Raw genomic sequence first — 25355 nt, forward strand, 5'->3', positions numbered from 1 at the left:
TTAAGATAAGGACAAAACATAAAATTTGCAATGCTTATCAATTATAAGTAATTTCGCATTTTAAAAAAACAAACAATAAATAATGAGCATCGAGAGAGAATTAAGCAAACGTAGCGGATCTAAATGCGAACTTTGCGGAAATGAAGAAAATTTAAAAGTTTATCAAGTCCTTCCAACTAGAAAAGGCGGTCTTGACGAAGCTGTATTTGCCTGCAATACTTGTGTAGACCAAATTGAAAATCCTGATAATATAGATTTAAATCACTGGAGATGCCTTAACGACAGTATGTGGAACGAAAATATTCCAGTACAAGTTGTCGCTTGGAGAATGTTAAGCCGTTTGCGCGCCGCAGGATGGCCACAAGAATTATTAGATATGATGTATCTTGATGACGATACGCTAGAATGGGCAAAAGCAACAGGAGAAGGCGAAGATGACGAAAACAAATTAGTTCACCGCGACAGTAACGGTGTAGTGCTACAACACGGAGATTCTGTAGTTTTAATCAAAGATCTTAAAGTAAAAGGATCAAGCATGGTTGCCAAACAAGGAACAGCCGTGAGAAACATCCGTTTAGACCACGAAAACGCTGAATATATTGAAGGAAAAGTCGATGGACAGCAGATTGTAATTATCACGCAGTATGTGAAGAAAATATAATTTTTGAGGTTCAAAGGAACAAAGGGACAAAGGTTTCTTAGAATACTTTTTAATTCAAACTCAAAAGTTCGCAAAGTTTTATTGATAAAGCTTTGCGAACTTTGCGCTTTTAAAAGCTTCATAAATAAAAAAATCAACTCCCGATAACTATCAGATCCCGCCTAAACTATACACAAAGTATATCAAACTTGAAACCTGAAACTTGAAACAAAAAAAGCCGTTCGATTAGAACGGCTTTTCTTGATATATTAGAGACAAAGGTTAAAACTTTGTCCCTTTGTCACTTTGTCCCTTTGTTACTTTGTTCCTTTGAACCTTAAAGAAACTATTTTTGAAACAATTTACTGATTTGATCTTTTACGAAAGGCTCAGAAACATTGTTTGTTGCTGCGTCTCTTTCTTTACCAGAAACCATAAATTGTACTGTAGCTTTGTCTGGAACAACATTTCCTGTGTAGTGCAACCAAATGTAGTTGTTAGGTAACTCTAATTTGATATCGTACAACGGAGAAGCTGTAAATCCGCCCATGATAATGTTGTATAAAGAATTATAAGCATTATCAATGTTTTTGAACGAGAATTTTCTCAAAGTCGAATCATCATCACTTTGAACGATAGTGTAATACACAGTGTATTCGTCACCAATTTTCTGAATGTAATTGTTATTTACTTTTCCTAATTTTTCTACAGGAACCGTTTCTAGAACCTTAACCTGTGCAAACGAAATAAAAGTAAAAAACAATGCGGCAAGAGTAATAATCTTTTTCATATAGTATTTGGGGTTACAATTTTACGAACACAAAAAAACATAGAAATATTGAAAAAACACCTATCAATTCGTTATTTTTTTAACATAAAATTGTAAAACTTAGTGATACAATTTTAAAGCACTGAAATACAAATAAATAAACGCCAAAAAAATTAAAATTCCAAACTCGTGAAATTCCAAATTCCAAAAAAGAGCGCAGCGATTTTTATAAATCTAAAATCAGAAATCTAAAATCTAAAATCACCAATCAATACTTCCCTCTCTTCTCGTCTTCTTCTTTCTTGATGACATTGCGGGCAACTTCTATTTTAAACTTCTTACCCTTCATTTTCTCATCTTTAATGTTTTTCAGCAAATCTTTTACTTTATTGTATTTTACTGCTGCAAACGAAACAAAATCTTTTACTTCGATTAATCCTAAATCGTCTTTTTCTAGCTTTCCTTTTTGAGAAAAGAAACCGACAATATCAAATTTATTGAGTTTTGTCTTTTTTCCGCCACTGATGTATATGGTTTGAAATTTTGGCGGTTGCGGAAGCGAAACTTTTCCTTCCACATCTAAAATGTCCATTTCATAATCTATATAATCCAATTCTTTTTCACTTTCGTGAATGATTACATACGCCGTTCCTGTTGCTTGCATACGCGCTGTACGTCCATTTCTATGCGTGAATTCGTCTTCTTTTAAAGGCAAATGATAATGAATAACATGTTTCATTTCTGGAATATCCAAACCTCTAGCAGCCAAATCTGTCGTAACCAAATACGTAACGCTTCCGTTTCTAAACTGAATTAAAGCACGTTCGCGCTCTTCCTGATCCATTCCGCCGTGATAATATACCGAATAGATTCCTTTTTCTTTTAAAGTGTCGCTAATACGTTCTGCAGCATCGCGATGATTACAGAAAATAATCGCCGATTCTGATTTTAAAGAGCAAATCAAATTGAATAAACTCTGTAATTTATCTTTCGCTGGCGAAATCACCATTTTCATCGAAAGATTCGTCTTCTCTTCTTCTTCTGGAATAAAATCCAAAACAACTGGATTTACAACTCGCGTATATTTCGGAATTTCAATATCTGAAGTGGCAGAAACCAAAACGCGTTTGTTTACTCTTGATAATCTTCCAATGATAAAAGACATTTGTTCATGAAAACCTAATTGAAGCGATTTGTCAAACTCGTCTAAAACTAAAGTCTGAATTTTATCGGTTCTAAAAGTTTCTCTTTCGATATGATCGGCAATTCTTCCAGGCGTTCCAATTAACACCGCTGGCGGATTGCTTAAATTTTTGATTTCTGTTTCAATTGAATGTCCGCCATAACAAATATTGACTTTGTATTGCGTTCCCATTTTTTTCCAAACCTGTTCAATTTGAAGACCAAGTTCGCGTGACGGAACCAAAATCAAACACTGAACAGACAATACTTCAGGCTGCAACAATTCCAATATCGGAAGCAGGAAAGCCAATGTTTTTCCAGATCCTGTTGGAGAAAGTAGTAAAGTATTGTTTTCGTTTAAAATAGCATCATGTGCCATTTCCTGCATTTCGTTCAGGCTCTTAATTCCTAAATTCGAAAGTATATCGTTGGAATGGTGTTTTTTCATGCTGCAAAAGTAGGGAAAATTTGTTTCAGGTTTTTCTTGTTTCAGGTTTCAAGTTATCATGCTTGTGATTTAACCGCAAAGCACGCAAAGTTTTTTTTGCTTTTGTTTGAGTTGAGCAAACGCAAAGAACGCAAAGCTTTGTATATAAAACTTTGCGTAACCTTAGCGCCATTGCAAAAAAACCTTGCGAACTTTGCGAAACCTTAGTGTCTTTGCGGTAAAAAACTACACGCAAAGCATATCAAACATGAAACATGAAACATGAAACAAAAAAAACTATATTTGGTTCTTAGTTAAAACCAGAACCATGAAACTTTTCACCATTCTCATTTCACTTTTCACAATCTCTATTTCTGCTCAAAACAATAAAAAATACGATACCTTTTTTGAAAAAGGAAACGGAAATCAATCCGCATCTTATCAGGAAACTATTGCTTATTTTAAAATGCTCGCTGCTGATTTTCCGACTATCCAAATAAAAGAAATGGGACTGACCGATTCTGGCGAACCCCTACACATGATTACGTTTAATCCCGACAAAGAATTTGATTTTGATAAAATCCAGAAGACCAAAGCCGTCTTGTTTGTCAATAACGGAATACACGCTGGAGAACCTGACGGAATCGATGCGACCATGCAATTCTACAGAGATTTGGCAACAGGGAAAATGAAAGCGCCAAAAAATACTGTTTTGGTGGCAATTCCAGTTTATAATATCGGCGGAGCTTTAAACCGAAATTCGACAACTCGCGCCAATCAAGACGGACCAGAAGTTTACGGTTTTAGAGGAAACGCCAGAAACTACGATTTGAATCGTGATTTAATGAAATCCGATACTCGAAATACAAAAAGTTTTGTAGAGATTTTTCAGAAAATAAACGCTGATGTTTTTATCGACAATCATGTGAGTAACGGTTCTGATTACCAATACAAACTGACGTATATCATGACGCAGCACAACAAACTCGGAATGGTTTTAGGCAATTTTATGAATGATGAAATGATGCCCGCTTTGGTAAAAGATCTTCAGAAAAAGAAAATCGAAACAACGCCTTATGTAGATTCGTTTAAAGACACTCCAGACAAAGGTTTCGGACAGTTTGTTGATAGTCCGCGATATACAACTGGTTATACTTCTTTGTTTAATACGATTGGTTTTGTGGTTGAAACGCACATGCTGAAAAAATACGCAGAACGTGTAAAAATGACCTACGAATACATGAAAACAACTATGGATTTCACCGATGCCAATTATCAGAAAATCAAAGAACTTCGTGTAAAGAATTTAGAGCAATATCAGCCTAAAAAATCCTATACTTTAAAATGGGAAATGGACAGTACGAAAGCAACCAAATTTACCTTTTTAGGTTATGAAGCAGGTTACAAAAAAAGCGAAGCCACAACAGGAGATCGTTTATATTACGACCGAAGCAAACCGTACAAAAAAGATATTCCGTATATCAAAGAATTCAAATCGGCTAAAGAAATTGTGATTCCGACAGCTTATATTGTTCCAAGAGGTTATTGGAATATTATTGACCTTTTGAAAAACAATAACATATCTTTCAGACAATTTAAAAACGATACCGTTGTTGAGGTGGAAAGTTATAAAATTGCCGAGTTTAAAACGTCTTCGTTTGCGTATGAAGGTCATTACCCGCACCGAAACACAACCGTAACTTCTACAAAAGTTAAAATGAATTTTGCTAAAGGAGATTATTACGTTCCAACAAACCAAAAAGGTGTAAAATATCTTCTAGAAGCTTTTGAACCAGAAGGAGTTGATTCGTTTTTTAATTGGAATTTCTTCGACGCTATTTTACAGCAAAAAGAACATTACTCTCAATATATTTTTGAAGATACTGCCGCTCAGCTTTTAAAAGACAATCCAACTCTAAAAGCAGAACTAGAAACCAAAAAACAAAATGACCGCGAATTCGCAAAAAGCGCCGAAGCCCAATTGGACTGGATTTACAAGCATTCTGTTTATTATGAAAAAGCACATATGCAGTATCCTGTTTATCGTGTTTTGTAGATTTTTTTTATAACGCAATCCCGATAGCTATCGGGAGCTAAGTTTTTTTGCTTTTGATTGTGTTTAGCAAAACGCTGAGATCGCAAAGCTGTACGTTTAGAACTTTGTCAAAGTTTCAAACTTTGACAAAGTTAGCGCAACGATAGCGCAGATTTGCAATCTCATTCAAGATGACATAAAACAAAAGCCGTATAAAATTACACGGCTTCATATTTTATATCATTTTATCGCAGTCTTATTTTTAAAATTATTCAATTTCAAAACTCGATTTTACTTGTAAATAACTTTTTTTACCATTTTCAGTTTTGACTAAAAAAATGACGTAATCTTTAAGGTATTCCCAAAGTCTATAATCATCTAATTTAAGCCTTCTGTTTTCATCGTAAAATTTAGAACTCCTTATATATTCTTTAAGATTAATTTCTTTTGATTTAATATTACAAACTTTTAGTTTTTTAATTTCAGTAAAGTAAAAACCACCAATATGAATACCACTCCCATCTTTTATATAGTAATAATTTGGAGTTTCAGGATCTACAGTAATATAATTACGATCATAATAAAAAAAAAGTGTGTCTTTTACTTTTTCCTGAGCTTCTGCAAACCTAGGAAACAATGACAAAATAACAAGTATAGCAATTTTCATATCCTAATTTATTATTCGGTTGTTTCAATCAATACTTCTCAATAAAATATTAACACTAATAAAATCAGTTGTTTTTTCACATTCTCTCACCAAAAAAATCTCATACTCATGCAAAAAATTTGTTAAGCTATAATTGGACAATTCATTCTTACCATAACGATTATAAAATTTTGAATTCCTTATAAAATATTTTAAATCCAAAACCTGCATAGGTTTCAAGTTGTGTATAACTGTAGTTTCTTCAAAGCAAATTTCTTCATCTCTGTTGCTATCCTTAATTAGAAATGTTTTAGAATTGTTTTTATCTTCAAAAAGATATAAATTATCTACCTTAAAAAAAAGTGTATCTTTTGCTTTTTTTTGAGCTTGAAGATTTATTGAAATTATAGCCACCAAAAAAAGACTAATCTTTGTTTTTAAAATAATATTTTTAAACTTCCTTTTCATACTTACATTTTTTAATAGCAATAAATTATTATAAAAGTTGTTTTTTATTGACAAGTCACGGTTTTTAGACAATTGACAAACTATATTATTAAATATTGAATTTATAGACGCTTTTTTTCTGGAGTTAATTGTTCCAATCCACGACATCCTGCTACTAATGTGAGTGCAATCTCAATCAAGACGACATAAAACAAAAGCCGTATAAAATTACACGGCTTCATATTTTAGAGCATTTTATTGCAGTCTTGTTTTTAAAATTATTCAATTTCAAAACTTGCTTCAACTTGTATATAACTTTTTTTGCCATCTTCAGTTTTGACTAAAAAAATAACATAATTTTCAAGGTAATCCGAAAGTTCATAATCTCTTAATTTTAATCTTCTGTTTTCGTTATAGAATTTAGATGACCTAATAAATTCTTTAAGACCAATTTCTCTTTTTTTAGTCTTATAATTCTTTATTTTTTGAACTTCAGTAAAGTAAAAACTTCCAATATTAATGTCGTGTCCATCTTCTATATAGTAGTGATTTGGAATTTTATTGAAAGTAGTAATATAATTACTATCATAAGAAAAGAATAGTGTGTCTTTTACTTTTTCTTGAGCTTTTATAAACCTTGGAAATAAAGACAAAATAACAAGTATAACAATTTTCATATCGTTTATTTTTCATTATTAATTATTGCAAGGGTTTGTTTTGGAGAATTGCTCCACTCTGCTAGCAAGAGCCTCTATAGATGCTTTTTTTTCAGCTGATAATTCATTCCAAGCTTTTACATTACTATCTCTCAATCCTCCCCATGCAAGAGCCTCGTAAAACGCATCACTTGGTGCTTCATTATAATAATCAGTATAAGCTTTAATATCACCAGGAAAAAGCTGATGAAATTGTTTCAAAGATTCCTTGATACTGTCAACATACAATTTAGCCATTACACTGTGATGTTCTCCTTCGTACTTTTCGAATGTTTCTTTAAAATCTAAATTCTCTACATTCGTCGCAAGTACTGTGCCAAGTTTTCTATAAATATCGGCGTGTATATATTCGTGCAAAATAATTCTCGCAACTTCAATTGGAGCTCTTGCATTTACTCTAGAGGTGCTAATTTCTATTTCTATCAATTTACCTTTTGGCTTTAACGTCTTTCCATTAATTTCACTTTCCACACCATTTTTTGTACCCATAACAACATCTTTAGACGAAATTGAAATATCAAATTTTGACGTTCCTTCAAACTTTGAAAATAGATTTTTAACAAAATCATTCCCATTTTGAGTTAATAAATCATTAAGACATTTTGCTTTTCCTGTCAACAGATTAGTTATTTTATCTACAAAAACACACTCGCCAAGTTTATACCTGTATCCTGCAGGACAACTAGGAGTATTAGAACTCGATGTTCCTCCACCATAACCTGGCCCTGGATTTTCGCCGCCGCCGCTAGGCACTCCATTTCCTCCACCGCCTCCATAGCATCCTACTTCATAAATAGGAGTAAAACTCCCGTCTGAACCCCACCAGCCATAATACACACAAGCATATTCTTGCATTTTTCCAGTATTTGAATGCTCGATTTTTTCACCGTCTTTAAATTTAATTTTACTTCCAATATTAGTGGCTAATTCTTGAACGTAAATATTACCATCAAAATTATCTTTGATATTATAGTAATTGTAATTTTTATCTTGAACATTATAATCTTCATCATTTGCAAATATCTGAACATAAAAAAGTTTATACCCGTTTTGTTCATCTTTCACAAACATTAGTCGATGGTGGTCATTATACTGGTTAGCTTCTTTAGTGCTGGCACTTAAACTCTCTGTAAGGGTAAATGGCACTTCTACAACCTCTCCTATTTCTCCAGTCGAAACGATTGCATTTTGCCATTGCAAATCTTCAATATAATTTAAAACCGTTGCGCTGTAATCCTTTTGGTGATTATCAAACCAAACTTTAGTCTCCAATGGAGAACCAGTAGCATTTTTCTGTACGATTTCTTCTGTAGCGCAGCCAGCCATTAATAATAGATAGCCTACCAAAAATAAGCCTTCAAATATTTTTGCACATTTAACCATATCATTATAGTTTATTTTTCGTACAAAAATATACTAATATGATTAAAAACAAAGAAAAAACTTATAAAAAATAAAATTATGAGTGCCTTAAATTAAAAAGCCCAACAAAACCTCACGCTAGCGCGAGCATCACGCTCGTGAACGTAATCTAAATCAAACTAAAAGGGCACTAGCGTGACGCTCATGCCAGCAAAAAACTTGAAACTTGAAACAACTAACCGCAAAGTGTAGCTCGCGTGAGAGATAGAAGTAATCTGCCATCTTGGAGGCGAAAGCCCGACGGATTATTAAAGAAAAAGCAATCATAATTTCGAAAACGAAACAATTAAAATCTATATTTGATTCAGTTTTACAATTTGATTTTTTTTAAACACCTATTAACATAAAATGGATGCTAATTTCTATCTGGAAAATTTTCAAAAAATTGCAAATCAGCTCAATAAAAATATTTTTAGTGAACGAAATATTGAAATTTCAGTTGGAATTTACGTAGATTCTGTTTTTCTAAAATTGTATAAAAAATCATGGTCGAGCAATCCTGAAGCTGCTTTAACAGCAAATTCACGAATCTTTTTTTCTATTTGGGTGAATGATGCAACTTTGAAAAAACAGCAAATTATGTACAATATTCATGCGCTGAAACTGAGAAACTTAAAAGGATATTCGATTCAAAGCAGAAAATTTGCTGAAAGTTTCAGACATAGCTTCAAAGAATTTGAGCACAATTGGCCAAATGTGAGCACAAATCACGGTCCGCTAACGCTAATGGAAGGTTTTTTAAAAATGGATTCAACCAATTTTCAGGATGAAATTCTAAAAATTGCCAATAACTTTCTGGAAATCGAACATTTGATTGATGAAACTTTAAATCAATTTAAATAAAAAAGTAGATAAATATTTAATCTACTGTGACTTTATTTTCTTCTGCAAATACCCACCCCCGCTAACGCGAGCGTCCCGCTCGTGAACGCAATCTAAATCAATTACGTAAAAAAGCACGAGCGAGACGCTCGCTAGCGAAAGAGCACTAATAAATTAAAAAGTAAAGAAAAAAAATATAAACACAAAAATTACGGGATTCCGTAGTGAAATTTAAAATTTTCGTATTTACTTTATGATTATTTTTTTAAACATAGAAATACAAAATTTTAGAAAATATGGATGTAGGCATAAAAGATTATGATTATACGTTGATGGCTTGGCAATTTTTTTGTTTACTTTTTGCGATAGCAATATTTTACTTGCTGTACAAAATTTATAAAAAGGTCAAGTAAATTATATCTACAAAAATAAATAACCCTATGATTACTAGGGTTGTTTTAATTTAAGCTGAACTAAACAAATTAAAAAACCGAATACTAATCCTCCTTTTAATTTGTATTTTCGTTTTACTTAACTTCTAACTTTTATTTTATGTCATTTCAGGGATACCTAAAAACAATCAAAGAAAAAACGGGAAATGGTCCAGCTGAGTTTAGAACTTTAGCTGAACAAAAAGGTTTTACTGCAAACGGAGAATTAAAACCGGAAGTAAAAGCTGGAGACATTGTAAACTGGCTAAAAACTGATTTCGCTTTAGGTCAAGGACATGCAATGGCTATTTATGCATTACTTAAAGGCATTAAAAATGAGGATAGCGAATAAAAAAGTTCTCACTAAAAACAAAATGAACTTTTAAAGACGAGTGCCCGCGTGAGGGATAGAGCCAATCCGCCGCGGCGGAGGCGAAAGCCCGACAGCAATAAAAAAAAGACCCAATGAACGCAAAGTTCATTGGGTCTTTTTTTTATTGGTGGCACGTCCAAATGAATAAAATTTCAATTTCCAAATCCCAAATTCCAAACTCGAAATTTTAAATATCAAATTCCAGTTTAAAACTTTGAATATCTGTTATTTAGAATCTGGACCCGAGCGATAGGCAATTGGAGCTTCCATTTTTTCTATTGTTTTATTTTCTTCCTCAAACAACAATTTAATGTTTTCGTATGAATTTTTTAGTGCTTCTTTGATTTGTTCTGGGTTTAACCAAGCTACTTTTTCTATTCCTTCTTCTAGTTGCCCGTGTGGTGTTCCTTCAAAATCAGACTGCATTTCGAACCAATGCGTGATTTTGAGTTTGTATTTTCCGTTACGTTTAAAGATATGATAGGTTTTTTGAAGTTTATTCGTAATACGAAGCTGGTTTACTCCTGTCTCCTCCTCTACCTCACGCATTGCCGTCGCCTCGATGTCTTCCCCTTTTTCGATTCCGCCTTTTGGCAGATCCCATTTTCCGTTTCTAAAGATAAACAAGACTTCGCCTTTTTTATTGTAGACAAAGCCTCCGCCCGCTTTATTTACCGGAATTTTGGCTTTTAGGGTTTTCATCATTTCACTTTCGTCAGGATGATATAGAATCGCTTTTTGAATTTTATTTTGAAAAATTTTTATAATAAGCTGTTCGATATCAATACTCTCCAACAAGAACAATTGGAAATCTGTTTCTTTCGAGATTTCATTTGTCAAAAAAAGTGGTTTGTCGTTTACAAAAACTTTATACATTTGTACTATGATTTTTAATAAAGATACTGCCGAAAAAACAGCCGAATTGCTTTTGCAAATAAATGCAATTAAATTGAATCCCGAAAATCCTTTTACATGGGCTTCTGGTTGGAAATCTCCTATTTATTGCGATAATAGGTTAATTCTTTCATTTCCGAGCATCAGAAACTATGTTCGTGATGAGTTTGCTAAGAACATCGAAAAACAATTTGGAAAGCCTGATGTGATTGCTGGTGTTGCTACTGGTGCGATCGGAGTTGGAATTTTGGTTGCCGAAAGTTTAGGTCTTCCTTTTGTATATGTGCGTCCGGAGCCCAAAAAACACGGTAGACAAAACCAAGTGGAAGGTTTTTTACAAAAAGGTCAAAATGTTGTGGTTGTCGAAGACTTAATTAGCACAGGAAAAAGCAGTTTGATGGCTGTAGAAGCTTTACGAAGCGAAGGTGCTAATATTAAAGGTATGGCAGCGATCTTCACTTACGGTTTTGGTGTTGCAGAAGAAAATTTCAAAGAAGCTAATATTGATTTATTCACTTTAAGCAACTACGAAAACCTACTTAGTTTAGCAGTTCAAAAACAATACATCACCGAAGATCAGCAATCGACTTTACTAGAATGGAACGCAAGTCCATCTACTTGGGGACAAGAGGGTTAATTTTAGATTTCTGATTGCAAATTTTAGATTTCTCTTCTTTATGAATAGATTTTGGAATTTGAGATTTAGAAAATTGGAATTTATTTAAGTTCCAGCTTTGTGATCTTTGCGTTTTTGTAAAATCTCGTATATTTAAAAAAAACTTTGCGCACTTTGCGGTTAAGAAAAAAATAAAAAACAAAAAATATGAACTTAGAAAGTCCAAAAGTTACAGTTCAGAAATCAGCTCAGGATCTATTTGATCAACTGACTGACGTAAAGAATTTCGAAAAATTAATGCCAGACAATATCGCTAAATTTGAAGTGACTGGCGAAGACGCTTTTATTTTTGGATTAAAAGGGATGCCGGAAATCAAATTAAAAATGAAAGACAAAGTAGCGCCAAACAAAATCGTTTTGGGTGCTGCAAGTGATAAACTTCCGTTTACACTAACTTCAAACATTGACACCATTTCTGATTCAGAAAGCGCTGTTCAGCTGTTCTTTGAAGGAGAATTCAACGCTATGATGGCAATGATGGTTAAAGGTCCAATTGGTAAGTTTATTGAAACTTTAGCAAACAATATGCACAAGTTATAATGGTTAATTATTAATTGTGAATTATAAATTAAAATGCCTGATTATTGTCGGGCATTTTTTTTTGTTTAACCGCAAAGAACGCAAGGAATTACGCAAAGTTCGCAAAGTTTTTACCTCATTCTTGTCATTTCGATTTATTCACAACGAAAGAAACCTTTGTCCCTTTGTAACTTTGTCACTTTGTAACTCAATAAAGCATTTTCACTTCCTTAATCTCAAATTCCGCTACAGAATCATCTTCCAATAAAACCTGCAGTTTTCCGATTGGAGAAACACCTTGAATGATTCCCATAAAATCTTTGTTGTCATTGTCTCTAAATGCAGTTGGAACCCCTTTTTTAAATAGAAAATTAAAGTAATCATTCCATAAATTCTGCGAATCGGTTTTCCAAGAATTGATTTTTTCTTTTAGTTTTTCGACGATTAAGATTGCTATTTCTTCTTTATCAAAATCCTTTCCTGCAATTACTGCCAACGAAGAAGCATTGGGCAATTCGTCAAAATCGGTTTGGTTGACATTGATTCCGATTCCAGCAACTGACACAATTCTGCCATCGCTTTTTAAGGTATTTTCGATTAATATGCCAACAAGTTTCTTATTGTATGACAGAATGTCGTTTGGCCATTTAATACAGATATCAGGAATATTTAACGATTTTAAAACCTCTGCAACCGATAAAGAAACCAAAACGCTCAAATTGAAAACTTCGTCATTGCTAAAGAGAAAATCCTTAACCAAAACGCTCATTGTTAAGTTTTTACCCGCTTGAGTCTTCCATACACCACCGACTTGCCCCTTGCCTTTTGTCTGATTTTCAGCGGTTACCGTTGTAAAATTCTCCACTTCATCTTGACTTGCCAATGCTTTTAGGAAGTCATTTGTAGAATCTATGGCATCGAGTTTGATTAGTTTCATTAAATAATTTAAATATCTTAATTTAATATTTTGTTAAGGTTCAAAAATAATCACAAAATTTGGTAACTTTACAAATTCATATAAAATAATTCATGGCGAAAAAGACTGTTAATAATGATGTTCTACTGGCGAACATAATCAAAGGGATTGAGGAAGTAAAAGGAAATGATATCGATATTCTTGACTTAAGAGAAATAGATACTGCTGTATGCGACTATTTTGTTATTTGCAACGGTAGCTCAAACACCCAAGTAAACGCCATCGTAAACTCAATTCAAAAAGTTGTATCAAAAGACTTAAAAGATAAACCTTGGCACGTAGAAGGAACAGATAATGCAGAATGGGTTTTAATGGACTATGTACATATTGTAGTACACGTTTTCCAGAAACACATTCGCGAATATTACAACATCGAAAGCCTTTGGGGCGATGCCAAAATAACTTCAATCGAGAACAAATACTAAAGAAACTTTCATTAAATGGCTAAAGATAATAATCCAAATCCGAATAAATTTAAAATAAGTCCTTGGTTAATATACACCGCAATACTTTTAGTTTTTTTATTCATAAGTTTTGCCACAGGAGGATCAAGCTTAAGCGAACCTGCCCAATTAACATCTTCTAAATTCAATACCCTTTTAGAAAAAGGCCAAATTGAAAAAGTTATTGTTTACAACAAAGCAGAAGCTGAGGTATATTTAAATGCTGCGGCTCTTAAAGACCCAGCAAACAAAAAAGTAGCTGAAGATATTTTCAAACAACCAAACAAAGGTCCACATTACACGTTGGAAATTGGTAACGATCAAATCTTTCAGACTAAATTAGAAAAAGCAGTTAGCGAAGGAAAATTGAAAGATTTCAACTTCCTTCAAAAAAACAACTGGAGCGATATTTTAATCAGCTTGCTTCCTATCATCATTATTGTTGGTGTATGGATCTTTATTATGCGTAAAATGTCTGGCGGAGGCGCTGGAGGTGGCGGACAGATTTTCAATATCGGAAAATCTAAAGCGAAACTTTTTGACGAAAAAACAGATATCAAAACTACATTTAAAGATGTTGCTGGTTTAGAAGGTGCAAAAGAAGAAATTCAAGAAATTGTTGAGTTCCTTAAAAACCCTGAAAAATACACAAACCTTGGAGGTAAGATCCCAAAAGGAGCCTTACTTGTAGGCCCTCCGGGAACTGGTAAAACTTTATTGGCAAAAGCTGTTGCTGGTGAAGCTCAAGTACCATTCTTCTCTTTATCAGGTTCTGATTTCGTAGAAATGTTTGTTGGAGTTGGTGCTTCTCGTGTACGTGATTTATTCAAACAAGCAAAAGAAAAATCTCCTGCCATCATCTTCATCGATGAGATTGATGCTGTTGGTAGAGCGAGAGGAAAAAGCAATATGTCTGGCGGAAACGACGAAAGAGAAAATACATTGAACCAATTACTAACAGAAATGGATGGTTTTGGCACAAACTCTAACGTAATTGTTTTGGCTGCAACAAACAGAGCTGACGTTCTAGACAAAGCTTTAATGCGTGCAGGACGTTTTGACAGACAAATTTTTGTTGACTTACCAGATATTCGCGAAAGAGCAGAAATATTCAAAGTACACTTAGCTCCTATCAAAAAAGTTGAAGGTCTTGATTTAGATTTCTTAGCAAAACAAACTCCAGGATTCTCTGGTGCTGATATTGCAAACGTTTGTAACGAAGCGGCATTAATTGCTGCCCGTAACAACAAAGCAGCCGTTGACAGACAAGATTTCCTTGATGCTGTTGATAGAATTATTGGTGGTCTTGAAAAGAAAAACAAAATCATTACGCCAGAAGAGAAAAGAGCAATTGCAATTCACGAAGCTGGCCACGCTACTGTAAGCTGGATGTTAGAACATGCTGCTCCGCTTATTAAAGTTACAATTGTTCCTCGCGGACAAAGTTTAGGTGCTGCTTGGTACTTGCCAGAAGAGAGACAAATCGTAAGAACAGACCAAATGTTAGACGAAATGTGTGCTACTATGGGAGGTAGAGCTGCAGAAAAAGTAACTTTTGACAGAATTTCAACAGGTGCTTTAAGCGATTTAGAAAAAGTAACGCGTCAGGCTCGTGCTATGGTAACGATTTACGGATTGAATGATAAAATCGGAAACGTTACTTACTACGATTCAACTGGACAAAGCGAATACAACTTCTCTAAACCATATTCTGATGAGACAGCAAAAATCATTGATGCTGAAATTTCAGAGTTAATTGAAGGCCAATACCAGAGAGCAATTCAAATCTTAGAAGAGAATAAAGACAAATTAAATCAACTTGCTGATATTCTGATTGAAAAAGAAGTTATCTTTAAAGATGATTTAGAAAACATATTCGGAAAACGTACTTTTGACAAAAATTTAGAAGAAGTAGTTTCATAAGTAATTACGAAATACGTAATAATTTTTCAAAATCTTAATTCAAAAGTCCCTTTTGAATTAAGATTTTTTTATCTTTGAACGTTTTCAATTAACATGTAAAGCATTTCATATAAAAAATGAATTTTTTCAAAAAAATATTTGGCTCCAGTGAGGCCGCTTCTGACGAAGAGAACGAAAGCGAATACGCAGGTACTTCTGCTCAGAACAGTCATTTATCTTTAGACGAACAATTTATTTTCAATTTCAAAAAAAATGGAGGTAAGTTTTTGTACTGCGAAAACATGGAAGAAGTTGCCGAGCAGTTTGAAAATATTTTAGAAGAAAACGATTGGTTCGAAAATGAAGTTTTATGTTATGAGCCAGCCTTATTTAGCTTATTGGAAGAAAATAAATTATTTTATATTGCTCCAACCAAACCAAGGTTCTTATTGGCAAGTTGTGAAAATCTTATAGCCGATGAAGGTTCTATCTTATTTTCATCCAAACAAATTAGACAAAATAAACCAAACGAATTACCTGCTAATATTGTCATTATAGCAACCACAAGCCAAATTCTTCCAATGAAAAGCGACGGATTGAGCGCTATAAAACGCAAATACGAAAGAGACATTCCTACTAATATCACTACAATAAAATATTTCGAAAAAGCGAAAGACGAGGATTTTACACAATATGGAAGTGTTGCAAAAAACCTTTATTTACTGCTTTTAGAAGATCTTTAAGATGAATGAAACACTGAAGAGGGCCATTTCTGGTGCTGTTTATATCGCTTTATTATTAACCTCGATATTGTTTTCTACAGAAAGCTTCATTACCCTTTTTGGTGTTTTCCTGATTATCACAATATATGAATTTTCCAATATAGTAAACTTAAACAAAGTATTTGCTATTCTCTTTGGAACTCTAGTTTATTCTGTAATTATTCTCGTAAGCCATTACAACAAACAAACGACAAAATTCTTAAACGATACATTTAATAGCAATATTATTTTAGAAACCAATATCAAACAGCTGGATTTAATTCTACTTGCCGTAACTATTGTAGTTTCTATAAAATGTATCATATTTTTATTTTACGATTCTGTTCAAAAGGTAAGCACTTCTTCAAAATATTTATATCTACTTGGATATATTACGCTTCCTTTTGTATTTATTGTAAAAATTTCTTTTGGAACAAACGATTATAATCCAAAAATTATCTTGGGGTTATTTATCTTAATCTGGACCAATGACACTTTTGCTTACTTAGTTGGAAAATCAATGGGAAAGCACAAACTATTTGAACGTGTTTCTCCTAAAAAAACAATCGAAGGATTTATTGGCGGTGTTGTTTTTGCTGCGTTTGCCGGCTTCTTAATTTCTAAACTGTACATTCAGCCCAAACCTGAATTTAGCAACACATCGATTTTAATCTGGACCGTTATCGCCTTAATTGTGAGCATATTCGGAACTATTGGAGATTTAATAGAATCCAAATTTAAACGAATTGCAGGTATAAAAGACAGCGGTTCGATAATGCCTGGTCATGGAGGTATTTTAGATCGATTAGATAGTGTTATATTTGTAGCACCAATTATATTTTTATTTTATCAAATTTTATATTATGTTTCATAAAGAAGGAGGCCCGTCCATTTTATTCGGTACTGTATTTACTGTAGCTGTACTTTTAATTGCTGAAAGATTTATTGATATCAATTGGCTTAGAATGCTTGTTCAAATTGCAGCGCTTGTAATTTTGATCATTATTTTACAATTCTTCAGAAATCCGAAGAGAATTGCAGTTAGAAACAGTGATCACATCCTAGCTCCAGTTGATGGAAAAGTGGTGGTTATTGAAGAGGTTTATGAAGGAGAATATTTTAAAGACAAACGTTTACAGGTTTCTATTTTTATGTCGCCAATCAATGTGCACGTAACGCGTTACGCAATGGATGGCATCATTAAATTTAGCAAATACCATCCAGGAAAATTCCTTGTTGCTTGGCATCCAAAAGCAAGTGAAGAAAACGAAAGAACAACTGTAGTAATCGAAAATGAGACTTTCGGTGCTATTTTATACAGACAAATCGCGGGCGCTTTGGCTCGTAGAATTGTAAATTATGCCAAAGAAGGGATGCAGGTTGTTCAAGGAACTGACGCTGGTTTTATTAAATTTGGCTCAAGAGTAGATTTATTTTTACCTTTAGGTACGCCAATCAATGTAGAGTTAAATCAAAAAGCAATTGGCGGAAAAACAATTATTGCTACAAAAGCATAAATGGCTGATAAGGATTTAGATATTCGCTTTGCTAAAGCCGTAGAAGTTGCAATGACAATGACTCAGGCTTCGCTGCCGCAAGATGTGCAGTTAAGACTTTACGCTTTTTACAAACAAGCTACTTTTGGAACAGCAGTTTACAATCAATCTGAAAATTTTGATTTAAGAGACGCTTTTAAAACTAATGCTTGGATGCAGATTAGCCACATGTCTGTTGATGAAGCTAAAGAAAATTATATCGAAATCATCAATTCATTAACATCAAAATAAATACATTATGAAGAAAAACGTTGTTCTTTTCAGCACTTTAGCTTCATTTTTACTATTGTTTTCTTGTAAAGAAGATAAGCTGACAGAAGTAGTTGAGGTTCCGCTTCCAACAAAAGAGGAGAAAATCACTATTGGTTCGCCAAATGATGTTAAAGCCGATCCTGGTTCTTTTGAAATGACAAAACTGCCATTTAATTATGACGGCCTTGCTCCAGACATTAGAAGCTTAACATTAGAAACGCATTACTCTAAGCATTATTTATCGTACACCAACAATTTCAACAAAGAAATCGTTTCGACAGAATACGAAAACATGCCTATTGAGGATATTTTGAAAAAGTTAGATTTAAATAATGCTAAACTTCGTCAGAATGCGGGCGGTTATTACAATCATACCCTTTATTTTAATATTTTAACCCCAAAAGAGCAGACTCCAAAAGATACGCTTGCAGGTTCTATTAATAAAGAATTTGGTTCTTTTAATAACCTAACCAATCAATTTAAAGCACAGTCAGAAAAGCAGTTTGGATCTGGATGGGTTTGGCTGGTTGTGGACAGATATGGTAAATTGCAAATTAGCACAACTGACAACCAAGATAATCCGCTGATGAAAAATGCTTTGATTCCTGGAACTCCGATTATGGGAATTGATCTTTGGGAACATGCTTATTATTTAGATTATCAAAACCGAAAAGGCAGTTACATCGATGCTTTTTACAACCATATTAATTGGGAAAAAGTAAACGAATATTACGTTGAGGCACTTAAAAAGGTTAAAAAAGTATAGAAAAAAAGCTGATGCAATTAAGTATCAGCTTTTTTTTATACCTTTTAGGTACTTAAACGAAGATCATGAAAGACATTGCCAATCGTTTTATAGAAAACCCTTTATTATCGCCATCAGATTTACCGCCAAGCAGAGAAGGTCTCGAAATTACCTGTCTCTTAAATCCTGGTGTATTTCAGTTTCAAAACAAAATCTGGCTGGCAGTACGTGTTGCCGAAAGACCAAAACAAATGGAAAACATCATTTCGTTTCCCATTTTAACCGAAGCAGGCACCATTCAAATTATTGAAATTTTAAAAAATCATCCCGAACTTATAGCAACAGACGCCCGCGTAATCAATTATCAAGGAATCGATTATTTAACCACTTTATCGCACATACGATTATTGTGCAGTGAAGATGGGAAACGGTTTTACGAACCCGAAGATTACCCCAATTTGGTTGGCGAAGGAATATTGGAAACTTTCGGAATAGAAGATTGCCGCGTTTCTCTTATTGAAGGAAAATATTACCTTACTTTTACTTCGGTTTCTCCTAGTGGTGTTGGCGTTGGCTTAAGAACCACAACCGATTGGAAGAACTTTGAAAAACACGGAATGATATTTCCTCCTCATAATAAAGACTGCGCCATTTTTGAAGAGAAAATAAATGGTTTGTTTTATGCTTTACATCGACCGAGCAGTGTAGATATTGGCGGAAATTACATTTGGATTGCTTCTTCTCCAGATGGAATTCATTGGGGAAATCATAAATGCATTATCAAAACCAGAAAAGATAGCTGGGACAGCAAAAGAGTTGGCGCTGGAGCCGCACCGATAAAAACAGAATTAGGATGGCTCGAGATTTATCATGGAGCCAACGAATTTCATCAATATTGTTTGGGTGCTTTTTTATTAGATTTGGAAGATCCAACAAAAGTGATTTCGAGAACCGAAACCCCAATTATGTTTCCTAAAACGAATTATGAACTAAGCGGTTTTTTCGGAAATGTGGTATTTACAAATGGCCATATTATTGAGCCAGATGGCGATACATTAACAGTTTATTACGGCGCTTCAGACGAATTTGTCTGTGGTGCTCAATTTTCGATTAGAGAAATTCTTTCATTGCTTGAAAAGGTTTAAAGAATATCTAAACACATAGAAACATAGATTTTTAGGCTAAAAAAAGATTTCAAAAGAAACTAATTTCCACACATAGAAAACTATGTGCATTTAAACTAGTGAAACGCCTTTTCTAAAGTATATCCAAAGCTATGTTTCTATGCGTTAAAATTTTATTTCACTTCAAAAATAAACGATTCTGAAGGTTTAATTTTGACTCTTGCCACTCCTTCTCCATTTTTGACCGTAAAATAAGTTTTATTATCAGAATACAATTTGTCGATAAGAACGTAAGAACCGTCTTTTAAATTCCATTTTGTAATAATATCAGAAGGCACTTTCAAATTAAACTCGCTTGCTTTTTCAGAAGAAAAATTAGCCACAATAATCAATTTCTGTTTTTCAGACCATCTTACATACGAATAAATCAATTCGTCATAACCTGGATTATCCTGTCTATTTGCTGACTGAATTTCTTCAAAACTTCCCATCAAAGCAGGGCTATTGATCGTGAAATTTAATAATCGCTTGTAAAAGTCTCGAAGTTCTTTTTCTGAATTGGAAAGCTGTCCGCCATCAAACTTGCCATTATTCATCCAACGCTGATGATTTGGGACTCCGATATAGTCGAAAATTGAGGTTCTCGAACGTTTTCCAAAACCTGCATCTTCATTTCCTGCCTCTCCTACTTCTTGTCCGAAATAAATCATCGTTGGCGAAGTGCTTATTGTTGCCGAAACCACCATCAAAGGCTTTCCTCTTTCTGGCGTTCCTGCAAATTCTGGGCTTGCCAAACGCTGTTCGTCGTGATTGTCTAAGAAATGAAGCATATGATGCTCAATATCTGCCATTCCGTTTTGGATCTTTGTTAATTCGTCTGGCGAAGATTTTCCGCGAATAACATCTTTCAGCTTATCATATGTTTCTACTTTATCATACAAATAATCCATTTTTCCTAAACGAATATAATTTCGATACTCATTCGGATTGTAAACTTCTGCCAGCAAAAAGGCATTCGGATTTTTCATTTTAATAGAAGAGTTCATATAGCTCCAGAATTCATAAGGAACCATTTCTGCCATATCATAGCGGAATCCGTCGACTCCTTTTGCTGTCCAATACAGTGCAATATCTTTAAACTTTTTCCAAGAATTCGGTACGTCTTTATCCTGCCAAAAAGCAAAATGCTCTTGATACGATTTTTGGTCAAAACCAACAGGAAGTTCAGGAAAATCTTTAGTTCCGTCTGGACGCACTCCGTAATTTACTTTTACTGTTTCGTACCAGTCATTTTGGTCTGGCTTAAATTTCCTAGAACCATTTCCCGTCCATTTTGCTGGATTTTCGTCAAATCTTCCATCAATTAATGGATTTTTCTCTCCATTTAAAGGAATATCTCCGTCTGGAATTTCAAAATGTTCTTTCGGAATGTAATAGAAGTTATTGTCTCTTTTATATTCAACCGTAACATCATCATCTGCACCAAAATCTCTTACGCCTTCAGGATTCGATTTTCCTTCGTATTTTCTTGCGATATGATTTGGCACAATATCAATGATTACTTTTAAGCCTGCGTTATGAGTACGTTGTATTAAAGCTTCAAATTCTTCTAAGCGCTTTGCAGGATCTACAGCCAGATCTGGGTTTACGTTATAATAGTCTTTTACTGCATAAGGAGAACCAGCACGGCCTTTTACCACTTCTGGATCATCATTAGAAATTCCGTACGCTGTATAATCGCGCACTAGAGCATGATGCGGAACTCCTGTGTACCAAATATAAGTAATGCCTAAATCTTTTATTTCATGAAGCGCTTTGTCTGTAAAATCATTAAACTTTCCAACGCCATTTTCTTCAATAGTTCCCCACGGTTTGTTGGTTGTATTTTTATTTCCAAAAAGACGCGTAAAAACTTGATAAACTACAACTTTCTTTTCTGTTGAGGTTTGCTCCTTTGCTGTACTCATTTTTAAATCTTTTGTTTTACAGCCTGAAAATAGTACAGTTAATGTAATTCCGACCGCTATTATTCTTTTACTTATCATATATTTTTCAACTATTCTTCTTTAGTTTTTTTATTTTAATCTTCTAAAAGCATTAAAACCAATTTCTAAATGTAGGCCATTTTTTAAAATCTAAATCATCATTTTCCCAAAATACCTTGGTTTAAATTCAAAATACCGCAACTACAACGTGAGAGTTGCATGTTTTGTTGAAAAAATAAATAACACTGAACTCATTAATAGAGCCATTGGTGACTTATTATAAATTAATCCTAATATCAGCCACAGGTTCTAACCTTTTTTATAAATTTGACAAAAATTTAATCAGTTGAAGAAATCACTCTTTTTCATATTTTGTTGTCTGTTTCTTAGCGTACAATTTATTTCTGCGCAGGCCAAAAAAACTGCACAAACTCCTAAAACTATCGTCATCGAGAATGCTGACTTTTCTGATGTGGATCAAGTCAACGTGCCAGATGCGCTTTTACTGACCGGAAATGTAAAAGTAAATCATGATGGTGTAGTATTGACTTGCAACAAAGCTTACTTTTTTCAAAAAGAAAATTATCTGAAAGCATTCGGAAATGTACAATTAGTACAAGGAGATACTTTATTTTTAAATAGTAAGTATGCTGAGTATAGTGGAAATGAAAAGAAAGCTTTTGCGACAGGAAATGCCGTTTTAACTTCTCCTGATGCCACTTTGCAAACCGACACCATTAATTTTGACAGAAATATTCAAGAAGCATTTTACAATACTAAAGGAACAATCGTAAACAAAGACAATACTTTGGTGAGCAAGTCTGGAAGATATTATGTAAAAGAAAAAAAATTCCAATTTTTGACTGAAGTTACGATTACGAATCCGAAATATGTGATAAAATCAAATCATTTGGATTATTACAGTAATTCTGGACATACGTATCTTCTTGGTCCTTCAACTATTACAAGTAAAGCCAATTACATTTATACCGAAAAAGGCTTTTATGATACAAAGAAAAACTTAGCACATTTTCTGCGAAGATCCTACATTAAATATGACGATCGGCTTATAGAGGGCGATAGTTTGTATTATAATCGAAATATCGAATTTGCATCGGCAACGCGAAATGTAAAAATTACCGATTCGATCAATAAAGGAATTGTAAAAGGGCATTATGCAGAGCTTTACAAACTTAAAGATTCGATGTTTGTGACCAAAAGAGCGGTTGCTATCAATCTGGTTGAAAATGACTCGGTTTACATTCACGGAAAAAAATTACTGGTAACAGGAAAAGAAGGCGAAAGAATTCTGCGCGCTTTTAACAACGTTCGTTTTTATAAAACGGATATGAGCGGCAAATGCGATTCTATTCATTCTGATTCTAAAATCGCTTTGACTAAGCTTATCGGAAACCCAATTCTTTGGAATGGCGAAAGTCAGATTACAGGAGACGTTATGCATTTGATTGGCGACAATAACACAAGAAAAATCGACTCTTTAAAAGTTTTAAACAACACATTTCTGATCTCGCGGGATACACTAGGAACTGGTTTTAACCAAGTCAAGGGACTCAATTTGTTTGGAAAATTTCGGGACGGGAAACTTCATGATGTTGACATTGTGAAGAATACCGAAGTTATTTATTATAGTAGAAATGACCAAAACGAGCTTGTTGGAATTGATAAAAGTGTAAGCAGTAAAATCAATTTGATTTTAGAAAATAATGCCATAGAATCAATTACACTTTATAATAATGTTGACGGAGATTTGTTTCCAGAAGACGAGCTCCCAGTAAATGCCCGTAAACTGCGAGGTATGGTTTGGCGAGGCGATGAAAGGATAAAATCGAAAGACGATATTTTTACTGCAGAAGATAATGAACTGAATGACAAACTCATAAAAGAAGGAAAAGAAGAGGAAGAAAAAGGCAAAAACGTTCCGATGAAAGTCAGAAAGGAAACTTTGAATTACGACAAAAAGAATCCAAAACCTGCTGTTAAAACAGAACCAAAGACAGAACCGAAAACAGAGCCTAAGGCGAAAAGTAAATAGTTTTTTTAGTCGCAGTCGCGGTCTCAGCTTACAGTTCTTTGAGAATAGTTAATTCAAGAAACTTAACTTAAGCGTAAAGTTAGAAAACCTTAGAACCTTAGCATCTTAGTATCTTAGCACCTTAAAAAAGAAATGAATCCAGATTTTATAAAATACCAAGCGCAAACTTCTCCTTACCCACTCGGAATGGAAGTTTCGCATGCCATTGGCTCTTACATATACGATACAAACGATAAAAAATATTTAGATTTTGTTGCCGGAGTTTCGGCTTGTACTTTAGGACATCAGCATCCGAGAGTGAATCAGGCAATAAAAGATCAATTGGACAAATATTCGCACGTAATGGTTTATGGAGAATATTCGCAGAGCCCTGCTGTTCAATACTGCAAATTAATGGCTTCCCTCCTTCCAGAATCTTTAAATAAAACCTATTTGGTAAATTCTGGCACAGAAGCTATCGAAGGCTCTTTAAAGCTCGCAAAACGTGTTACAGGCCGCAGCCAGCTTATTTCTTGCCACAATGCTTATCATGGAAACACAATGGGTTCTATGAGCGTTATGGGATTTGAAGAGCGCAAACAAGCTTTTAGACCTTTGCTTCCAGATGTTGATTTTATCACGTTCAATAGCGAAGAAGATCTACAAAAAATAACCACACGAACCGCTGCCATTCTTTTAGAAACCATTCAAGGCGGCGCTGGTTTTATTCAGCCAGAAAACAATTTTCTGCAAAAAGTCCGTAAACGTTGTGATGAGGTTGGAGCATTAATGATTGTTGATGAAATTCAGCCAGGTTTTGGAAGAACAGGAAAACTTTTTGGTTTCCAAAATTACGATGTTGTTCCAGATATCGTGGTTATGGGTAAAGGAATGGGTGGCGGAATGCCTGTTGGCGCTTTTACTGCTTCTGCCGAAAAAATGGATCTTTTAACAGAAAATCCAAAATTAGGACATGTTACGACTTTTGGAGGCCATCCTGTCATTGCGTCAGCTTGTTTAGCTACTTTGCAAGAATTAACTGAAACAAATTTGATAGCAGAAACCTTAGAAAAGGAAAAACTCTTCAGATCGCTTTTGGTACATCCTTTGATTACAGAAGTTAGAGGAAAAGGATTAATGCTTGCTGCCATGACAGAATCGGCAGACATTACAAACGAAGTCATTTTAACCTGTCAAGATAGAGGACTTATTTTATTCTGGCTTTTATTTGAAGGATGTGCCATACGAATTACACCTCCTTTGACCATTTCTGAAGACGAAATTAGAGAAGGCTGCGCAATAATTTTAGATGTTATGGATGAAATAATGAAAAGGAACAACAACTAAAGTTTAAAACTATTTTTAATTTTTTTTGATGCAGTTTCAATAAAAATGGCAGAAAATATCGCTCTTTTTTTATTTGAAAAAAGTTTCTCTATAGAAATGAAAAAATGACAAAACCGAAGCTAATCCCTTAAGAATAAAGGAGATTTCTTCCCAAAATAGAATAAAAAAACCTATATATTGTTAATTAAATTGTTCAAAACAATTAATTCCCTATCCTTACAACAATTATATGG

25 protein-coding genes are annotated in these 25355 nt (G+C 33.9%); 16 read left to right on the top strand and 9 right to left on the bottom strand.

From position 1 onward, the window contains the following. The first annotated feature begins 82 nt into the window (after nucleotides 1-82). Nucleotides 83-661, top strand: coding sequence for an alkylphosphonate utilization protein (locus J7574_RS14495; protein WP_290969792.1), 579 nt, complete (start codon nucleotides 83-85; stop codon nucleotides 659-661). Between the two features lie 325 nt (nucleotides 662-986). On the opposite strand, the gene J7574_RS14500 is transcribed toward J7574_RS14495, so the two are convergent. Together J7574_RS14500 and J7574_RS14505 are read right to left on the bottom strand one after the other, a co-directional pair. Next, nucleotides 987-1430, bottom strand: coding sequence for a hypothetical protein (locus J7574_RS14500; protein ID WP_198856177.1), 444 nt, complete (start codon nucleotides 1428-1430; stop codon nucleotides 987-989). A gap of 247 nt (nucleotides 1431-1677) precedes the next feature. After that, nucleotides 1678-3039: a DEAD/DEAH box helicase gene (locus J7574_RS14505; RefSeq protein ID WP_290969795.1), complete on the bottom strand. Its 1362-nt coding sequence runs from the start codon at nucleotides 3037-3039 to the stop codon at nucleotides 1678-1680. Between the two features lie 307 nt (nucleotides 3040-3346). On the opposite strand from J7574_RS14505, the gene J7574_RS14510 reads away from it, so the two are divergent. Then, nucleotides 3347-5074, top strand: coding sequence for a M14 family metallopeptidase (locus J7574_RS14510; RefSeq protein ID WP_290969798.1), 1728 nt, complete (start codon nucleotides 3347-3349; stop codon nucleotides 5072-5074). A gap of 247 nt (nucleotides 5075-5321) precedes the next feature. On the opposite strand, the gene J7574_RS14515 is transcribed toward J7574_RS14510, so the two are convergent. The 4 genes from J7574_RS14515 to J7574_RS14530 all read right to left on the bottom strand — a co-directional run bounded on the left by J7574_RS14515 (nucleotide 5322) and on the right by J7574_RS14530 (nucleotide 8245). Then, entirely contained in the window at nucleotides 5322-5720 is a 399-nt protein-coding gene (locus J7574_RS14515) for a hypothetical protein (RefSeq protein WP_290969802.1), read from the bottom strand. Nucleotides 5721-5744: 24 nt separating this feature from the next. Then, entirely contained in the window at nucleotides 5745-6167 is a 423-nt protein-coding gene (locus tag J7574_RS14520; protein ID WP_290969805.1) for a hypothetical protein, read from the bottom strand. 257 nt (nucleotides 6168-6424) lie between these two features. Then, nucleotides 6425-6823 carry a hypothetical protein gene (locus J7574_RS14525; RefSeq protein WP_290969808.1) on the bottom strand — a complete coding sequence of 133 codons (399 nt, stop codon included), beginning with the start codon at nucleotides 6821-6823 and terminating at the stop codon, nucleotides 6425-6427. 18 nt (nucleotides 6824-6841) lie between these two features. Next, entirely contained in the window at nucleotides 6842-8245 is a 1404-nt protein-coding gene (locus J7574_RS14530) for a hypothetical protein (RefSeq protein WP_290969811.1), read from the bottom strand. A 387-nt stretch (nucleotides 8246-8632) separates the two neighbouring features. Between J7574_RS14530 and J7574_RS14535 the strand changes: the two genes are divergently transcribed. Further along, nucleotides 8633-9127 (top strand): hypothetical protein, encoded by a 495-nt coding sequence (locus tag J7574_RS14535; RefSeq protein ID WP_290969814.1) that lies wholly within the window; start codon nucleotides 8633-8635, stop codon nucleotides 9125-9127. A 531-nt stretch (nucleotides 9128-9658) separates the two neighbouring features. Then, on the top strand, nucleotides 9659-9889 hold the full coding sequence (locus J7574_RS14540; RefSeq protein ID WP_290969817.1) for a DUF4287 domain-containing protein: 231 nt from the start codon (nucleotides 9659-9661) through the stop codon (nucleotides 9887-9889). Nucleotides 9890-10135: 246 nt separating this feature from the next. Here the strand turns inward: J7574_RS14540 and J7574_RS14545 are convergent, their stop codons facing one another. Beyond that, on the bottom strand, nucleotides 10136-10786 hold the full coding sequence (locus J7574_RS14545) for an NUDIX domain-containing protein (RefSeq protein WP_290969821.1): 651 nt from the start codon (nucleotides 10784-10786) through the stop codon (nucleotides 10136-10138). 7 nt (nucleotides 10787-10793) lie between these two features. Here J7574_RS14545 and pyrE point away from each other — a divergent pair, with 7 nt between their 5' ends. Both pyrE and J7574_RS14555 read left to right on the top strand, forming a co-directional pair. Continuing rightward, a complete protein-coding gene (gene pyrE, locus J7574_RS14550; RefSeq protein WP_290969824.1) occupies nucleotides 10794-11441 on the top strand; it encodes an orotate phosphoribosyltransferase in 648 nt (215 codons plus the stop codon). A gap of 186 nt (nucleotides 11442-11627) precedes the next feature. Then, entirely contained in the window at nucleotides 11628-12020 is a 393-nt protein-coding gene (locus tag J7574_RS14555; RefSeq protein WP_290969827.1) for an SRPBCC family protein, read from the top strand. A 187-nt stretch (nucleotides 12021-12207) separates the two neighbouring features. Here J7574_RS14555 and J7574_RS14560 read toward each other — a convergent pair whose 3' ends face one another. After that, nucleotides 12208-12936 (bottom strand): biotin--[acetyl-CoA-carboxylase] ligase, encoded by a 729-nt coding sequence (locus J7574_RS14560; protein ID WP_290969830.1) that lies wholly within the window; start codon nucleotides 12934-12936, stop codon nucleotides 12208-12210. Between the two features lie 92 nt (nucleotides 12937-13028). On the opposite strand from J7574_RS14560, the gene rsfS reads away from it, so the two are divergent. The 8 genes from rsfS to J7574_RS14600 all read left to right on the top strand — a co-directional run bounded on the left by rsfS (nucleotide 13029) and on the right by J7574_RS14600 (nucleotide 19779). Then, complete coding sequence (rsfS, locus tag J7574_RS14565; protein WP_290969833.1) at nucleotides 13029-13400, top strand: ribosome silencing factor; 372 nt, start codon at nucleotides 13029-13031, stop codon at nucleotides 13398-13400. 15 nt (nucleotides 13401-13415) lie between these two features. After that, nucleotides 13416-15341 carry an ATP-dependent zinc metalloprotease FtsH gene (gene ftsH, locus J7574_RS14570; RefSeq protein ID WP_290969835.1) on the top strand — a complete coding sequence of 642 codons (1926 nt, stop codon included), beginning with the start codon at nucleotides 13416-13418 and terminating at the stop codon, nucleotides 15339-15341. A 116-nt stretch (nucleotides 15342-15457) separates the two neighbouring features. Continuing rightward, nucleotides 15458-16063, top strand: coding sequence for a lactate utilization protein B/C (locus J7574_RS14575; RefSeq protein WP_290969837.1), 606 nt, complete (start codon nucleotides 15458-15460; stop codon nucleotides 16061-16063). A 1-nt stretch (nucleotide 16064) separates the two neighbouring features. Continuing rightward, on the top strand, nucleotides 16065-16955 hold the full coding sequence (locus J7574_RS14580) for a phosphatidate cytidylyltransferase (protein ID WP_290969841.1): 891 nt from the start codon (nucleotides 16065-16067) through the stop codon (nucleotides 16953-16955). After that, entirely contained in the window at nucleotides 16945-17598 is a 654-nt protein-coding gene (locus J7574_RS14585; RefSeq protein ID WP_290969844.1) for a phosphatidylserine decarboxylase family protein, read from the top strand. Before J7574_RS14580 ends, J7574_RS14585 begins: the two co-directional genes overlap by 11 nt. Further along, nucleotides 17599-17868: an acyl-CoA-binding protein gene (locus J7574_RS14590; RefSeq protein WP_290969846.1), complete on the top strand. Its 270-nt coding sequence runs from the start codon at nucleotides 17599-17601 to the stop codon at nucleotides 17866-17868. Nucleotides 17869-17875: 7 nt separating this feature from the next. Continuing rightward, a complete protein-coding gene (locus J7574_RS14595; protein ID WP_290969848.1) occupies nucleotides 17876-18655 on the top strand; it encodes a superoxide dismutase in 780 nt (259 codons plus the stop codon). 65 nt (nucleotides 18656-18720) lie between these two features. After that, entirely contained in the window at nucleotides 18721-19779 is a 1059-nt protein-coding gene (locus tag J7574_RS14600; RefSeq protein WP_290969850.1) for a glycosidase, read from the top strand. A gap of 152 nt (nucleotides 19780-19931) precedes the next feature. Here J7574_RS14600 and J7574_RS14605 read toward each other — a convergent pair whose 3' ends face one another. Beyond that, nucleotides 19932-21803 carry an alpha-amylase family glycosyl hydrolase gene (locus J7574_RS14605; RefSeq protein WP_290969852.1) on the bottom strand — a complete coding sequence of 624 codons (1872 nt, stop codon included), beginning with the start codon at nucleotides 21801-21803 and terminating at the stop codon, nucleotides 19932-19934. A gap of 286 nt (nucleotides 21804-22089) precedes the next feature. On the opposite strand from J7574_RS14605, the gene J7574_RS14610 reads away from it, so the two are divergent. Together J7574_RS14610 and J7574_RS14615 are read left to right on the top strand one after the other, a co-directional pair. Continuing rightward, nucleotides 22090-23796 carry an OstA-like protein gene (locus J7574_RS14610; RefSeq protein WP_290969854.1) on the top strand — a complete coding sequence of 569 codons (1707 nt, stop codon included), beginning with the start codon at nucleotides 22090-22092 and terminating at the stop codon, nucleotides 23794-23796. Between the two features lie 132 nt (nucleotides 23797-23928). Continuing rightward, nucleotides 23929-25122, top strand: coding sequence for an aspartate aminotransferase family protein (locus J7574_RS14615; protein WP_290969858.1), 1194 nt, complete (start codon nucleotides 23929-23931; stop codon nucleotides 25120-25122). The last annotated feature ends 233 nt before the right edge of the window (nucleotides 25123-25355 follow it).

The sequence above is a fragment of the Flavobacterium sp. genome (assembly GCF_017744675.1).
In the GTDB taxonomy this organism is placed as follows: Bacteria; Bacteroidota; Bacteroidia; order Flavobacteriales; family Flavobacteriaceae; genus Flavobacterium.

Bases quoted from the DNA above. Each gene is read 5' to 3' on its own strand.
- J7574_RS14495 (WP_290969792.1), top strand. From the start codon at position 83: ATGAGCATCGAGAGAGAATTAAGCAAACGTAGCGGATCTAAATGCGAA.
- J7574_RS14500 (WP_198856177.1), bottom strand. From the start codon at position 1,430: ATGAAAAAGATTATTACTCTTGCCGCATTGTTTTTTACTTTTATTTCG.
- J7574_RS14505 (WP_290969795.1), bottom strand. From the start codon at position 3,039: ATGAAAAAACACCATTCCAACGATATACTTTCGAATTTAGGAATTAAG.
- J7574_RS14510 (WP_290969798.1), top strand. From the start codon at position 3,347: ATGAAACTTTTCACCATTCTCATTTCACTTTTCACAATCTCTATTTCT.
- J7574_RS14515 (WP_290969802.1), bottom strand. From the start codon at position 5,720: ATGAAAATTGCTATACTTGTTATTTTGTCATTGTTTCCTAGGTTTGCA.
- J7574_RS14520 (WP_290969805.1), bottom strand. From the start codon at position 6,167: ATGAAAAGGAAGTTTAAAAATATTATTTTAAAAACAAAGATTAGTCTT.
- J7574_RS14525 (WP_290969808.1), bottom strand. From the start codon at position 6,823: ATGAAAATTGTTATACTTGTTATTTTGTCTTTATTTCCAAGGTTTATA.
- J7574_RS14530 (WP_290969811.1), bottom strand. From the start codon at position 8,245: ATGGTTAAATGTGCAAAAATATTTGAAGGCTTATTTTTGGTAGGCTAT.
- J7574_RS14535 (WP_290969814.1), top strand. From the start codon at position 8,633: ATGGATGCTAATTTCTATCTGGAAAATTTTCAAAAAATTGCAAATCAG.
- J7574_RS14540 (WP_290969817.1), top strand. From the start codon at position 9,659: ATGTCATTTCAGGGATACCTAAAAACAATCAAAGAAAAAACGGGAAAT.
- J7574_RS14545 (WP_290969821.1), bottom strand. From the start codon at position 10,786: ATGTATAAAGTTTTTGTAAACGACAAACCACTTTTTTTGACAAATGAA.
- pyrE (WP_290969824.1), top strand. From the start codon at position 10,794: ATGATTTTTAATAAAGATACTGCCGAAAAAACAGCCGAATTGCTTTTG.
- J7574_RS14555 (WP_290969827.1), top strand. From the start codon at position 11,628: ATGAACTTAGAAAGTCCAAAAGTTACAGTTCAGAAATCAGCTCAGGAT.
- J7574_RS14560 (WP_290969830.1), bottom strand. From the start codon at position 12,936: ATGAAACTAATCAAACTCGATGCCATAGATTCTACAAATGACTTCCTA.
- rsfS (WP_290969833.1), top strand. From the start codon at position 13,029: ATGGCGAAAAAGACTGTTAATAATGATGTTCTACTGGCGAACATAATC.
- ftsH (WP_290969835.1), top strand. From the start codon at position 13,416: ATGGCTAAAGATAATAATCCAAATCCGAATAAATTTAAAATAAGTCCT.
- J7574_RS14575 (WP_290969837.1), top strand. From the start codon at position 15,458: ATGAATTTTTTCAAAAAAATATTTGGCTCCAGTGAGGCCGCTTCTGAC.
- J7574_RS14580 (WP_290969841.1), top strand. From the start codon at position 16,065: ATGAATGAAACACTGAAGAGGGCCATTTCTGGTGCTGTTTATATCGCT.
- J7574_RS14585 (WP_290969844.1), top strand. From the start codon at position 16,945: ATGTTTCATAAAGAAGGAGGCCCGTCCATTTTATTCGGTACTGTATTT.
- J7574_RS14590 (WP_290969846.1), top strand. From the start codon at position 17,599: ATGGCTGATAAGGATTTAGATATTCGCTTTGCTAAAGCCGTAGAAGTT.
- J7574_RS14595 (WP_290969848.1), top strand. From the start codon at position 17,876: ATGAAGAAAAACGTTGTTCTTTTCAGCACTTTAGCTTCATTTTTACTA.
- J7574_RS14600 (WP_290969850.1), top strand. From the start codon at position 18,721: ATGAAAGACATTGCCAATCGTTTTATAGAAAACCCTTTATTATCGCCA.
- J7574_RS14605 (WP_290969852.1), bottom strand. From the start codon at position 21,803: ATGATAAGTAAAAGAATAATAGCGGTCGGAATTACATTAACTGTACTA.
- J7574_RS14615 (WP_290969858.1), top strand. From the start codon at position 23,929: ATGAATCCAGATTTTATAAAATACCAAGCGCAAACTTCTCCTTACCCA.